This window comes from Variovorax sp. 770b2, from assembly GCF_900115685.1.
In the GTDB taxonomy this organism is placed as follows: Bacteria; Pseudomonadota; Gammaproteobacteria; order Burkholderiales; family Burkholderiaceae_C; genus Variovorax.
In genome coordinates this window covers 64,575-77,185 of the sequence record NZ_FOXJ01000002.1, presented here as the reverse complement: position 1 = coordinate 77,185, position 12,611 = coordinate 64,575, and the positions used below count along the sequence as shown (strand labels likewise).

General features: G+C 67.3%; 11 protein-coding genes. 5 read left to right on the top strand and 6 right to left on the bottom strand.

Annotation, left to right across the window (positions count from 1 at the left end; genetic code table 11):
- Positions 1–76 precede the first annotated feature (76 nt).
- Genes BM133_RS15945 through BM133_RS15925 form a run of 5 tightly spaced genes read right to left on the bottom strand, consistent with a single transcriptional unit; the run spans position 77 to position 5,678 of the window.
- Positions 77–1,252, bottom strand: coding sequence for an ABC transporter substrate-binding protein (locus tag BM133_RS15945; RefSeq protein WP_093435487.1), 1,176 nt, complete (start codon positions 1,250–1,252; stop codon positions 77–79).
- Entirely contained in the window at positions 1,249–2,055 is an 807-nt protein-coding gene (locus BM133_RS15940) for an alpha/beta fold hydrolase (RefSeq protein ID WP_093437028.1), read from the bottom strand. Before BM133_RS15940 ends, BM133_RS15945 begins: the two co-directional genes overlap by 4 nt.
- An 8-nt stretch (positions 2,056–2,063) precedes the next feature.
- Positions 2,064–3,611 carry a benzoate-CoA ligase family protein gene (locus BM133_RS15935; RefSeq protein WP_093435486.1) on the bottom strand — a complete coding sequence of 516 codons (1,548 nt, stop codon included), beginning with the start codon at positions 3,609–3,611 and terminating at the stop codon, positions 2,064–2,066.
- A gap of 25 nt (positions 3,612–3,636) precedes the next feature.
- The gene (locus tag BM133_RS15930) at positions 3,637–5,187 is read right to left on the bottom strand and encodes a 3,4-dehydroadipyl-CoA semialdehyde dehydrogenase (RefSeq protein ID WP_093435484.1); all 1,551 of its coding nucleotides are present in this window, start codon (positions 5,185–5,187) and stop codon (positions 3,637–3,639) included.
- On the bottom strand, positions 5,184–5,678 hold the full coding sequence (locus BM133_RS15925) for a 4-hydroxylaminobenzoate lyase (RefSeq protein WP_093435482.1): 495 nt from the start codon (positions 5,676–5,678) through the stop codon (positions 5,184–5,186). The genes BM133_RS15930 and BM133_RS15925 overlap by 4 nt, the downstream gene beginning before the upstream one ends.
- 163 nt (positions 5,679–5,841) lie before the next feature.
- On the opposite strand from BM133_RS15925, the gene BM133_RS15920 reads away from it, so the two are divergent.
- The 5 genes from BM133_RS15920 (at position 5,842) to BM133_RS15900 (ending at position 11,923) form a co-directional block, all read left to right on the top strand.
- Complete coding sequence (locus tag BM133_RS15920; RefSeq protein ID WP_093435480.1) at positions 5,842–6,780, top strand: helix-turn-helix transcriptional regulator; 939 nt, start codon at positions 5,842–5,844, stop codon at positions 6,778–6,780.
- A 126-nt stretch (positions 6,781–6,906) separates the two neighbouring features.
- Positions 6,907–8,586, top strand: a complete 1,680-nt coding sequence (boxC, locus tag BM133_RS15915) for a 2,3-epoxybenzoyl-CoA dihydrolase (protein WP_093435479.1) — start codon at positions 6,907–6,909, stop codon at positions 8,584–8,586.
- A gap of 31 nt (positions 8,587–8,617) precedes the next feature.
- On the top strand, positions 8,618–10,045 hold the full coding sequence (gene boxB, locus BM133_RS15910; RefSeq protein ID WP_093435477.1) for a benzoyl-CoA 2,3-epoxidase subunit BoxB: 1,428 nt from the start codon (positions 8,618–8,620) through the stop codon (positions 10,043–10,045).
- A gap of 137 nt (positions 10,046–10,182) precedes the next feature.
- The gene (gene boxA / locus BM133_RS15905) at positions 10,183–11,469 is read left to right on the top strand and encodes a benzoyl-CoA 2,3-epoxidase subunit BoxA (protein WP_093435476.1); all 1,287 of its coding nucleotides are present in this window, start codon (positions 10,183–10,185) and stop codon (positions 11,467–11,469) included.
- Between the two features lie 10 nt (positions 11,470–11,479).
- On the top strand, positions 11,480–11,923 hold the full coding sequence (locus BM133_RS15900; protein ID WP_093435474.1) for a MaoC family dehydratase: 444 nt from the start codon (positions 11,480–11,482) through the stop codon (positions 11,921–11,923).
- Between the two features lie 62 nt (positions 11,924–11,985).
- Here BM133_RS15900 and BM133_RS15895 read toward each other — a convergent pair whose 3' ends face one another.
- Entirely contained in the window at positions 11,986–12,495 is a 510-nt protein-coding gene (locus BM133_RS15895) for an adhesin (protein WP_093435473.1), read from the bottom strand.
- Between the last annotated feature and the right edge of the window lie 116 nt (positions 12,496–12,611).

Here is a 12,611-nt window from a genome sequence, read left to right as displayed (position 1 = left end):
CGGGCCGCAGGTGTCGCCCCCGGTGAGGGGGTTGGCGAAGCGACACGAAGTGCGCGAAGCCTGGGGGAGAGCCCAGTTACATCCGGCAGCCGCGTGCCGGATCTGCGAGACCCTTGATCGCGGTGCTGACCAGCTTGTTCTCTTTGCCATCCACCTTGCGCAGATAGATGTCCTGCACCGGGTTGTGCGACTTGCTCATCGTGAAGGTGCCGCGCGGGCTGTCGATCTTCGCCTTCTCGATGGCGGCCGTGAACTCGGCCTTCTTGCCGATGTCGCCCTTGGCGGCGGCAAGGCCCACGCCCAGCATCTGCGCCGCGTCGTAGCCCTGCACCGCATACACGTCGGGCTGCAGCTTGAACGACTTGGCATAGGCCACGCGGAACGCGTTGTCGCGCGCTGTGTTCAGGCCGTCCGCGTAGTGCAGCGTGGTCAGCATGCCTTGTGCCGATTCGCCCTGCGCGTCGAGCGTGCCGTCGGTCAAGAAGCCGGGGCCGTAGAGCGGAATGGTCTTGTTCAGGCCCGCCGCCTGGTAGTCCTTGACGAACTTCACAGCGCCGCCGCCCGCGAAGAAGGCGTACACCGCATCGGGCTTGGCCGCCGCGATCTCGGTCAGGAGCGCCTGGAATTCCACGTTCGGGAAGGCCAGCGTGAGCTGCTTGTCGACCTTGCCGCCGTTCTTCTCGAAGCCTTCCTTGAAGCCGTTGACCGACTCGTCACCGGCCGCGTACTTCCAGGTGATGGTCATCGCCTTCTTCTTGCCCTGCTGCTTGGCTGCGACCTCGCCCATGGCGTAGGCCGGCTGCCAGTTGCTGAACGAGCTGCGGAAGATGTTGGGCGCGCACATCGGGCCGGTCACCGCGTCGGCGCCGGCGTTCGGCACGATCAGCACGGTGCCGCTTTCCTTGGCGGCCTTGGCCATGGCCATCGCGACGCCCGAGTGCACGGTGCCCACGATCACGTCGACGTTGTCGCGCTTGATGAGCTTGTTGACGTTGTCGGTCGCCTTGGCGGGGTCGGACTCGTCGTCGACCTTGAAGTATTCGATCTCGCGGCCCGAGAGCTTGCCGCCTTGCTCGTCTACGTAGAGCTTGAAGCCGTTCTCGATGGCGACGCCCAGCGCGGTGTAGGTGCCGCTGTAGGGCAGCATCAGGCCGACCTTGAGTTTGCCGGTGCCCTGGGCGCCGGCAGCGGTCGCCAGGGCGGCGAAGGCGATCGCGGTGAGCGCAAGGCGCGCGGTGCGGGTGGTCGTCATGGTGTCTGTCTCCTGTTTTTGGTAATGAAAGAAGCGGTCGCGACGATGACACGATCCGGCTGATCGCGATGCGGGGAATGCCCGCATTCAGGGATTTCCAGCAGTTCGCATTCCCCGACGCGCGCCGCGATGCCGCGGATCTGCGCGAGCGTGCCGTACGCGTCGTCGATGCCCTGGATGGCGAGCACGGGGCAGCGGATCGTGTCGAGCTCGGCCTCGATGTTCCAGTCACGAAAGGGCGGGTGCAGCCAGATGCGGTTCCAGCCCCAGAAGGCGGAGTCGGCACTGTCGTGGTAGCGGCCGAGCTTCTTCGGCAGGTCGGTCGAGAGGTAGGCGGTGCGGGCCAGCTCGATGTTCGCGACGGTCACGTCTTCCACGAAGATGTGCGGGGCCAGCACCACGAGGCCGGCCACGCGGTCGGGGAAGCACGAGGCATAGAGCAGGGAGATCGAACCGCCGTCGCTGTGGCCGAAGAGCCAGGGCTTTTCGTTGTCGAGCTTCAGGGCGGTGAAGAGGGCGGGGAGCACTTCGTGCGCCTGGCGGTGCATGAAGTCGACGTCCCAGATCTCGTCGTCGCCGCGCGGGGTGGAGCGGCCGTAGGCGGGGCGCGAGAACACAAGGCCGCGTGCGCCGGCCGCTTCGCAGACTTGCGCGGGGAAATCCTTCCACATCGCGACGGAGCCGAGGCCTTCGTGGAGGAAGACGATGAGCGGAGCATCGGTGCGCTCGGGCGCGATCCATTCGCACTCGATCTGCACGGTGCGGCCGCGCCAGTCGATGGTGGCGAAGGCGGGCGTGTGCATCGCTGTGGTCACGCCTGCTTCTCGCGCTCGCGGAGGCGAAAGCGCTGGATCTTGCCGGTCGCGGTCTTCGGCAGTTCGCTCACGAATTCGAGGAAGCGCGGGTATTTGTAGGGCGCGAGGCGCTCCTTCACGAACGCCTTCAACTCTTCCTCGGTCGCCGTGCTGCCGTCCTTCAGAACGACGAAGGCCTTGGTCTTCGTGAGCCCTTCGGCGTCTTCCTTGCCGATCACCGCGGCTTCGAGCACCGCAGGGTGCTGCATCAGCGTGGCCTCGACCTCGAACGGCGAGACGTAGATGCCGCTCACCTTCAGCATGTCGTCGCTGCGGCCCGCGTAGGTGAAGTAGCCGTCGGTATCGCGCGTGTACTTGTCGCCGCTCTTGGTCCAGCCGCCCTGGAAGGTGTCGCGTGACTTCTCGCGGTTGGTCCAGTACATCAGTGCCGAGCTGGGCCCGCGGATGTAGAGATCGCCCACTTCACCATCGGGCACGGGCCGGCCGTCTTCACCGCGCAGCTCGACCTCGTAGCCTTCCACCGGCTTGCCCGTGGTGCCGTAGCGCACGTCGCCGGGGCGGTTGGAGATGAAGATGTGCAGCATCTCGGTGGAGCCGATGCCGTCGATGATCTCGCAGCCGTAGTGCGCCTTGAAGCGCTGTGCGATCTCCCCGGGCAATGCCTCGCCGGCGGACGAGCACATGCGCAGGGAAACCGTATCGCGCGCCGGCAGCTTCGGCGACGCGAGCATGCCCGCGAAGCCCGTGGGCGCACCGAAGAAGACCGTGGGCTTGTGCTCGGTCCAGCGGCGGAAGGTGGCGTCGGGCGTGGGGCGCTCGGCCATCAGCACGACCGTGGCGCCGACCGTCAGCGGGAATGTCAGCGCATTGCCCAGGCCGTACGCGAAGTACATCTTGGCGGCCGAGAAGCACACGTCGTCTTCGGTCAGCGCGAGCACCGGCTTGCCGTAGAGCTCGGCCGTCCACCAGAGGTTGGCGTGCGTGTGCACCGTGCCCTTGGGCTTGCCGGTGGAGCCGGAGGAATAGAGCCAGAAGCCGGGGTCGTCGGAGGCGGTGTTTACCGGCGCGGCCAGCGGCTCGACGCGGGCGAGCGCGGCATCGAACGTTTGCGCGTTGTCCGGCAGTGCATCGGTCGGCTGCGAGACGATCAACGTCTGCAGCTCGTGCGCGCCGCGCGCCATCGCATCCTGCAGCGTGGGCAGCAGCGCGCCCGACACCAGCGCGGCCTGCGCGCGGCTGTGGTCGAGCATGTAGGCGTAGTCCTCGGGCGTGAGCAGCGTGTTGACGGCGACGGGAACGATGCCGGCATAGAGGCAACCCAGAAAGCTCACGGGCCAGTCGCTGTTGTCGAGCATCAGCAGCAGCACGCGCTCTTCGCGCCGCACGCCGGCGGCTTTCAGCGCGGCGGCCAGGCGGCGTGCGCGGTCTTCGAGCTGGCCGTAGCTCAGCGTGCCGCGGTCGTCGATGTAGGCGATGCGCTCGGCGCGGCCGCGGTTGAGGGCGAACAGGTGTTCGGCGAAATTGAATCGTGCGGGCAGGCTCATCGTGTTGTCTCCTTGGGGCCTTCTTCTAAAGGCCGAGGGCGGCGAGCACACCGGGGCTCGCCTGCACCGCGCTCTTGCGGTGATAGAAATCGAGCGCGCGCAAGCCGCCCAACTCGGCGCCGCCTCCCGCGCGGCCGGGGCCGCCGTGCATCGACATCGGCATGACGTTGCCGTGGCCGGTGTGGGCTTGCGCGACCTCGCGCGTGATCACGTGGACGCGGCCGTGGCTCGGTGCGACGGCGAGCGCTGCCTGTGCGAGCGCCGCATCGTCGCTGCCATAAAGAGAGGTCACGAGCGAGCCTTGCCCGCGGTGTGCCAACGCAAGGCCATGGGCGAGATCGCGATACGGCAGCAGCGTGGCGACCGGGCCGAACACTTCCACGTCATGCACAAGCTGCGCCGCATCGGCGTCGCGCGCGCCCAGCAGCACCGGGCCGATGCAGGCGGCCACGGCCGGGTCGGCGTCGATCAGCGGCTTGTTGTGGCTGTCGTGCAGCACGGTGGTCTGCGCCGCGAGCGCGTCGAGCCCTTCGCGCACTGCGTTCAGTTGCGCGCGGCTCACCAGCGAGCCCATGCGCACGCTCTCGTTGCGCGGGTTGCCGACGGTGATGCCCGCGAGCTTTGCGCCGATGGCTTCGGCCGCGGCGTCGTACACCTCGGCCGGCACGAGGATGCGGCGGATGGCGGTGCATTTCTGGCCCGACTTGACCGTCATCTCGCGCACCACTTCGCGCACGAGCAGGTTGAACGCTTCGCTGCCGGGCGCGGCACCGGGCAGGAGCAGGGCGCTGTTGAGGCTGTCGGCCTCGATGTTCACGCGCACCGAGCGCTCGGCCACGGCGGGGTGCGAGCGGATCACCGCCGCCGTCTCCGCCGAACCGGTGAACGAGACCACGTCGAAGGGCTGCAGCGCATCCATCAGCCCGGCCGAACTGCCGCAGACGACCGAGAGCGCGCCGGCGGGCAGCACGCCCGCATCGACCACGTCCTTCACCATGCGCTGCGTGAGCCATGCGGTGGCCGTCGCGGGCTTCACGATCACGGGCACGCCCGAGAGCAGCGCGGGCGCGGCCTTTTCCCACAGGCCCCATGACGGGAAGTTGAAGGCGTTGATGAACAGCGCCACGCCGTGCGTCGGCACCTGCAGGTGCTGCGACTGGAACACCGGCTCCTTGGCGAGCTTGACCGCATCGCCGTCGCGCAGCGCGCGCACGTCGCCGAGCGCATCGCCCCACCTGGCGTACTGGCCGAGCGTGAAGATCGCGCCGTCGATGTCGACCGCCGAGTCGTTCTTCACCGTGCCGGAGTTCGCGGTGGCGATCTCGTAATACGCGTCGCGGTTCGCCTGCAGCACCTTGACGATCGCGGCGAGCAACCCGGCGCGCTGGCGGTAGGTGAGGGCGCGCAGCGCGTTGCCGCCCTGTTCGCGCGCAAAGGCAAAAGCAGCAGGCAGGTCGAGGCCGGTGGCATCGACGCGCGCGAGCTCGGTGCCCAGCACCGGATCGAAAAGGGGCGTGCCAGCGCCCGATCCGCTTTGCCAGCGGCCGGCGACATGGTTGGCGAGGAGTTCGGTCATGGGGTGAACTTGATCTGCCCTTCGGGCAGGAGATAGAGAACGAGCGCGCGGCCTTGCGCGACGGTCGGGCGGTGTGCGGTGCCGGGCCCGTAGACGCACCAGCCCGCGGGCCGTCCGTCGAAAGTGGCGCCGGCGCTGTCGTCGAGCGGCATGATCAGATCGATCTCGCCATTGGGATGGGTGTGGTGGGGGCCGGCGATGTCCTGCATGTCGACCACATCGACCGAGAAGCGGTGCAGCGCGTCTTCGGCCTTGAACACGCGGCCGTACCTGATGCCACCGCCTTCGCGATCGCAGAGCCATCCTTCGGCGACACCACCGATGCAGGCCTGGCGCAGCTGCTCGAAGCTCGCGCTGCCCGCGCCGTGGGTGGCGTTGAGCCACTGGTCGAGCTGGGCGTCGAGCGGCCGGCCTGCGATCTCGGCGGTCAGGCCGGCGATCAACTGGTGAAATGCTTCTTTGCCGGGGGCGGGGTCGCTGCTGTCGGACATCGTGGGGCCTCGAACTTTGGAACTACCTTGCAGGAATACCGTGTGTGCAGTATCTTGCTTGTGGCCGAACAATAAGCATCGAGACAATGAGTGTCAAGCAATATAGTGCATGTATGGTGTTTACCCTGAGCGCGCACAATCCCGGCCAAGAACGAGGAATGGCATGAACGAGCATGTAGACGCGGTGCTGGCCACCGCGCCAGAAAGCGGCAACCACGCCGCACCGGCCGGGGAGGCCAAGAATCCGCTGCTGGCCGCACTGGGCGATCGCGTGCGCAACCTGCGCGCGCAGCGCGGCCTCACGCGCAAGGCGGTGGCCATTTCGGCCGATGTGTCGGAGCGGCACCTGGCCAACCTGGAATACGGCATCGGCAATGCATCAATCCTGGTGCTGCAGCAGGTGGCCGGCGCGCTGCATTGCTCGCTGGCCGAGCTGGTCGGCGACGTGACCACCAGCTCGCCCGAGTGGCTGCTGATCCGCGAACTGCTCGAAAACCGCAGCGAAACCGACCTGCGCCGCGTGCGCGTGGCGCTCGGCGAACTGCTGGGCACGGCCTCGGTCGATCCGGCGCGGCACCGCCGCATCGCCCTCGTGGGACTGCGCGGCGCGGGCAAGTCGACGCTGGGCCAGATGCTGGCCGACGACCTCGACCTGCCCTTCGTGGAGTTGAGCCGCGAGATCGAAAAACTGGCCGGCTGCAGCGTGCGCGAGATCCACGATCTCTACGGCACCAGCGCCTACCGCCGCTACGAGCGCCGCGCGCTCGAAGAAGCGGTGCAGATCTACAGCGAAGTGGTGATCGCCACGCCGGGCGGCATCGTCTCCGACCCCGCCACCTTCAACGAACTGCTCGCGCACTGCACCACCGTGTGGCTGCAGGCCGCGCCCGAGGAGCACATGGGCCGCGTGGCCGCGCAGGGCGACACCCGCCCGATGGCGGCCAGCAAGGAAGCCATGGAAGACCTGCGCCGCATCCTGAACGGCCGCGCCGCCTTCTATTCGAAGGCCGATCTCTCGGTGGACACCAGCGGCAAGACCCTTGCGCAGAGCTTCCAGGCGCTGCGCGCGGTGGCTCGCCAGTCCATCGGCCTGGGCGCCTGACCTGAAGTTTGAAAAAAAGCGATTCAGGCATTGACTTGCCTATGCGCATGCAGCATGATGCATGTCATCGGAACCAGAAGATGCATTATTCTTCCGGTTTGCATCTGCCCCACAGGAGACTTCCGTATGACCGACACCACGACCCCGCTTCAGGCGCCCCCGCGCGTCGACTACCGCACCGAACCCGGCCAGTACCGCCACTGGTCGCTGAGCTTCGACGGCGCCATTGCGCGCCTCGTGCTCGACATCGCGGAAGACGGCGGCATCCGCCCCGGCTACAAGTTGAAGCTCAACAGCTACGACCTGGGCGTGGACATCGAACTGAACGACGCCCTGAACCGCGTGCGCTTCGAGCACCCCGAAGTGCGCAGCGTGATCGTCACCAGCGGCAAGGACCGCATCTTCTGTTCGGGCGCCAACATCTTCATGCTGGGCGTCTCGGGCCACGCCTGGAAGGTCAACTTCTGCAAGTTCACCAACGAAACGCGCAATGGCATCGAAGACACGTCCAAGCATTCGGGCCTGAAGTTCCTCGCGGCCGTGAACGGCGCCTGCGCCGGCGGCGGCTACGAGCTGGCGCTGGCATGCGACGAGATCCTGCTGGTGGACGACCGCTCTTCGGCCGTCTCGCTGCCCGAAGTGCCGCTGCTCGGCGTGCTGCCCGGCACCGGCGGCCTCACCCGCGTGACCGACAAGCGCCACGTGCGCCATGACCTCGCCGACATCTTCTGCACCAGCGTCGAAGGCGTGCGCGGCCAGCGCGCGGTCGAGTGGCGACTGGTCGATGCCGTGGCCAAGCCCGCGCAATTTGCCGCCGCCGTTCAGGACCGCGCTTCGCAACTCGCCGCGGGCAGCGACCGCCCCGCCGATGGCAAGGGCGTGGCGCTCACGCGCCTGGAACGCACCGACAGCGCCGACGGCATCAGCTACCCGCACGTCGACATCCAGATCGAGCGCAGCAAGCGCACCGCGACGATCACCGTGAAGGCGCCCACCGGCGCACAGCCGGCCGACATCGCCGCAATCGAAGCCGCGGGCGCCGCCTGGTGGCCGCTCGCGATGTGCCGTCAACTGGACGATGCGATCCTCAACCTGCGCACCAACGAGCTCGACGTGGGCACCTGGCTGCTGAAGACCGAAGGCGATGCCGCCGCCGTGCTCGCATCGGATGCCGTGATGTTCGCCAACAAGGACCACTGGCTGGTGCGCGAAACCATCGGCGCGCTGCGCCGCACGCTGGCGCGCCTGGATGTGTCGTCGCGCAGCCTGTTCGCGCTGGTCGAGGCGGGTTCGTGCTTCGCCGGCACGCTGGCCGAGCTGGCCTTTGCGGCCGACCGCACCTACATGCTCGCGCTGCCCGACGATGCCGAGCGCGCACCGAAGCTCACGCTCGACGAATTCAACTTCGGCTTCTTCCCGATGGTGAACGACCAGAGCCGCCTGCAACGCCGCTTCTATGAAGAAGCCGCGCCGCTCGAAGCCGCACGCGCCGCAGCCGGCAAGCCGCTGGACGCCGACGAGGCCCTGAAGCTCGGCCTGGTCACCGCGGCTCCCGACGACATCGACTGGGACGACGAGATCCGCATCGCCATCGAAGAACGCGCCGCCATGTCGCCCGACGCGCTCACCGGCCTGGAAGCCAACCTGCGCTTCGCGAGCAAGGAGAACATGGCCACCCGCATCTTCGGCCGGCTCACCGCCTGGCAGAACTGGATCTTCAACCGCCCCAACGCTGTCGGCGAAAAGGGCGCGCTGAAGGTCTACGGCACCGGCGAGAAGGCCGGCTTCGACATGAATCGCGTCTGATACCGCAGCCCGCACAACCCAAGGAACAACGATGAGCACGATCAACTACAGCGAGAAGATCCCCAACAACGTCAACCTCGGCGAAGACCGCACGCTGCAGCGCGCGCTCGAAGGCTGGCAGCCCAACTTCATCAACTGGTGGGACGACGTGGGCCCCGAAGGCTCGACCAACCACGACGTGTACCTGCGCACCGCAGTGAGCGTCGATCCGCAAGGCTGGGCGCAGTTCGGCCACGTGAAGATGCGCGACTACCGCTGGGGCATCTTCCTGAACCCGGGCGACGCCAACCGCGAGATCCATTTCGGCGACCACAAGGGCGAGAAGGCCTGGCAGGACGTGCCCGGCGAACACCGCGCCAACCTGCGCCGCATCATCGTGACGCAGGGCGACACCGAGCCCGCATCGGTCGAGCAGCAGCGCCACCTGGGCCTCACGGCGCCCTCGATGTACGACCTGCGCAACCTGTTCCAGATCAACGTGGAAGAAGGCCGCCACCTGTGGGCCATGGTCTACCTGCTGCAAAAGCACTTCGGCCGCGACGGCCGCGAAGAAGCCGATGCGCTGCTGCAGCGCACCTCGGGGGACGAGAACAATCCGCGCATCCTGGGCGCCTTCAACGAACGCACGCCCGACTGGCTCGCGTTCTTCATGTTCACCTACTTCACCGACCGCGACGGCAAGTTCCAGCTCTCGGCGCTGGCCGAAAGCGCGTTCGATCCGCTGGCACGGACCACCAAGTTCATGCTGACGGAAGAAGCGCACCACATGTTCGTGGGCGAGAGCGGCGTCTCGCGCGTCATCGCGCGCACCGCGCAGGTGATGAACGAGTTGAAGACCGACGACGTGCAGAAGATCCGCGCCGCGGGCTGCATCGACCTGGGCACCATCCAGCGCTACCTGAACTTCCACTACAGCGTGACCATCGACCTGTTCGGCGCCGACCAGTCGAGCAACGCGGCCATCTTCTACAGCTCGGGCCTGAAGGGCCGCTACGAAGAAGGCAAGCGCACGGACGACCATGTGCTCAAGGGCCAGACCTACAAGGTGCTCGAAGTGAAGGACGGCCAGCTCGTGGAGAAGGACGTGCCGATGCTCAACGCGCTCAACGAAGTGCTGCGCGACGACTTCATCAAGGACTCGGTGGCCGGTGTGGGCCGCTGGAACAAGGTGCTCGAGAAGGCTGGCATCCCGACCCGCCTCGTGGTGCCGCACAAGGCCTTCAACCGCCAGATCGGCGCGCTCGCCGGCATCAAGATGTCGCCCGAAGGCCGCGTGGTGAACGAGATCGAATGGGCTGCCAAGAAGGACGAATGGCTGCCCAGTTCCGAAGACTTCGCTTTCGTGGCATCGTTGATGGGCCGCGTGGTGGAGCCGGGCAAGTTTGCCGGCTGGATCTCGCCGCCGGTGATGGGCATCAACCGCCAGCCGGTGGATTTCGAATACGTGCGTTTCGGCTGAAAAATTAGGTACACCCCCAGGCTGCGCGCACTTCGTGTCGCTTCGCCAACCCCCTTGCAGGGGGCAGCACCTGCGGCCCGGCAAAGCCGGTTCCGCGGTGCTTCGCGAAAGGGCCCGGGGCGAAAAAGGAGAACACGATGGATATGGCTGCTGAAGCCGGGGTCATCAAGCAGCACCTGATCGACCCCGAGATCTGCATCCGCTGCAACACCTGCGAGGCCACCTGCCCCGTCAACGCGATCACGCACGACGACAACAACTACGTCGTGCGTGCCGACATCTGCAATGGCTGCATGGCCTGCATCTCGCCGTGCCCGACGGGCTCCATCGACAACTGGCGCACGATGCCTCTGGTGCGTGCGTACACGATCGAAGAACAGCTCACGTGGGAAGAACTGCCCGCGGAACTGACGCCCGAAGAACTCGAGGCCGCGGGCGTTTCCGCCGATGCGGGCGACGACGCGGGAGTGGCCGCCGCGACGGCCCCAACGCAGGTCGCCGCTGTCGAGTCGGTCGAAGCCGTCTTCAATTCCGCGCAGTACGGCGCCGCCGTGCCGCCCTGGTCGGCCGCGCACGCGTACACCAATCTCTTCCCACCGAAAACGCCGACGACCGCCACCGTGGTCGGTAACTTCAACTGCACCGAAGCGGGCTTCGACAGCGAGACGCACCACATCGTGCTGGACTTCGGCGTGGTGCCGTTCCCCGTGCTCGAAGGCCAGTCGATCGGCATCGTGCCGCCGGGCGTCGATGCCATCGGCAAGCGCCACCATGCGCGCCAGTATTCCGTGGCCAGCCCGCGCAACGGAGAGCGGCCGGGCTACAACAACGTCTCGCTCACGGTGAAGCGCGTGACCGAAGACCACCAGGGCGATCCGGTGCGCGGCGTGTGCTCCAACTACGTGTGCGACCTGAAGGTCGGCGACACGGTGCAGGTGGTGGGGCCCTTCGGCGCCTCGTTCCTGATGCCCAACCACCCCAGGTCGCACATCGTGATGATCTGCACCGGCACCGGCAGCGCACCCATGCGCGCGATGACCGAGTGGCGCCGTCGCCTGCGCAAGAGCGGCAAGTTCGAAGGCGGCAAGCTCATGCTGTTCTTCGGCGCGCGCACGCAGCAGGAGCTGCCGTACTTCGGCCCGCTGCAGTCGCTGCCCAAGGACTTCATCGACATCAATTTCGCGTTCTCGCGCACGCCAAGCCAACCCAAGCGCTACGTGCAGGACCTGATGCGCGAGCGCGCCGCCGACCTGGCCGCGCTGCTCAAGGACGGCAGCAGTCACTTCTACGTGTGTGGCTTGAAGAGCATGGAAGAGGGCGTGGTGCTCGCATTGCGCGACGTGGCAACGGAAGCCGGACTCGACTGGGACACGGTCGGCGCGTCGCTCAAACGCGAAGGCCGCCTGCACCTGGAAACCTACTAAGCTGCGGCGGATGAAGTTCGCCGACTTCCATGCAGGCCAGGTCATCGAGGCCGGCCCCTACGTGCTCACCGAAGCCGAACTGGTGCAGTTCGCCAGAGCGTACGACCCGCAGTGGTTCCACACCGACGCCGAGGCTGCGGCGGACAGCGCCTTCGGCGGGCTGATCGCGAGCGGCTGGCACACCTGCGCGATCGCGATGCGCCTCGTGGTCGAAGCGGCGCTCGAAGGCTCTGAATCGTTCGCTTCGCCGGGACTCGAACACGTGCGCTGGCCCAACCCCGTGCGGCCCGGCGATGCCTTGCGGCTCGTGGCCGATGTGATCGAGGTGCGGCGCTCCGAGAAGCGGCCCACGCTGGGCATCCTGCGCTGGCGCTGGCGGCTCTTCAACCAGCGGGAGTCGATGGTGCTCGACGTGGAAGTCACCAGTCTTTTCAGGCTCGACGCGCCCGGCTGACACGCGAAAGAAAAGCCCGCGGCGCGCGAGCGCCACGGGCCTGGCGGGAGCGAGCGGCGCGTTTACTTGTTCAGATCGACCGCGCCCGAGCCCTTGGCCTTGCCGCTGGCCTTCGCGCCCACGCCGGCACCCGACGGCTTCACCGCGCCGCCCGCCGAGCCCACGGCACCGGTCGCGCCGTTCAACGTGCCGCCCACGGTGTTCGTGAGGCCGCCTGCCGCCCCGGTCGCGCCGCCGACGGCGCCCGTGGCACCGCCGACCGTGCTGGTCGCGTTGCCCACGGCACCTGTCGTGCCGCCGACCACGCCACCGACCGTGTTGCCCAGTCCACCTGCTGCGTTGCCGGCACCGCCATTGGCGGACTTGGCGGACGCGCCTGCACCCGCTGCGGCGCCTGTGCTTGCGCCTGCGCTGCCTTGCGCCGGTGCGGCCTTGACCGTGCCCGATGTATTGACATCGGCATTCACGCCCACGCCGACCCCCACGCCTTGTGCCTGGGCGAAGCCGCTCACGGCAAGAAGGCCTGCGAGCAAGGCGCCGACGAAGATGGAGTTGTTTTGTTGTTGCTTCATGGGTGACTGTTCCTTTCGTTTGAATGGTCACTGACTGACGAGAACCGGCTTGAGGCCAGTTCGGTCGCTACCGTGACCACCTCGCACCCTGTCGCCGTGTGCGGGGCGTTCGCTCT

What these genes read in the sequence shown, in the direction of transcription:
- BM133_RS15945 (WP_093435487.1), bottom strand. Translation starts at nt 1,252, where the DNA reads ATGACGACCACCCGCACCGCGCGCCTTGCGCTCACCGCGATCGCCTTC.
- BM133_RS15930 (WP_093435484.1), bottom strand. Translation starts at nt 5,187, where the DNA reads ATGACCGAACTCCTCGCCAACCATGTCGCCGGCCGCTGGCAAAGCGGA.
- boxA (WP_093435476.1), top strand. Translation starts at nt 10,183, where the DNA reads ATGGATATGGCTGCTGAAGCCGGGGTCATCAAGCAGCACCTGATCGAC.
- BM133_RS15935 (WP_093435486.1), bottom strand. Translation starts at nt 3,611, where the DNA reads ATGAGCCTGCCCGCACGATTCAATTTCGCCGAACACCTGTTCGCCCTC.
- boxC (WP_093435479.1), top strand. Translation starts at nt 6,907, where the DNA reads ATGACCGACACCACGACCCCGCTTCAGGCGCCCCCGCGCGTCGACTAC.
- BM133_RS15940 (WP_093437028.1), bottom strand. Translation starts at nt 2,055, where the DNA reads ATGCACACGCCCGCCTTCGCCACCATCGACTGGCGCGGCCGCACCGTG.
- BM133_RS15895 (WP_093435473.1), bottom strand. Translation starts at nt 12,495, where the DNA reads ATGAAGCAACAACAAAACAACTCCATCTTCGTCGGCGCCTTGCTCGCA.
- BM133_RS15920 (WP_093435480.1), top strand. Translation starts at nt 5,842, where the DNA reads ATGAACGAGCATGTAGACGCGGTGCTGGCCACCGCGCCAGAAAGCGGC.
- BM133_RS15925 (WP_093435482.1), bottom strand. Translation starts at nt 5,678, where the DNA reads ATGTCCGACAGCAGCGACCCCGCCCCCGGCAAAGAAGCATTTCACCAG.
- boxB (WP_093435477.1), top strand. Translation starts at nt 8,618, where the DNA reads ATGAGCACGATCAACTACAGCGAGAAGATCCCCAACAACGTCAACCTC.
- BM133_RS15900 (WP_093435474.1), top strand. Translation starts at nt 11,480, where the DNA reads ATGAAGTTCGCCGACTTCCATGCAGGCCAGGTCATCGAGGCCGGCCCC.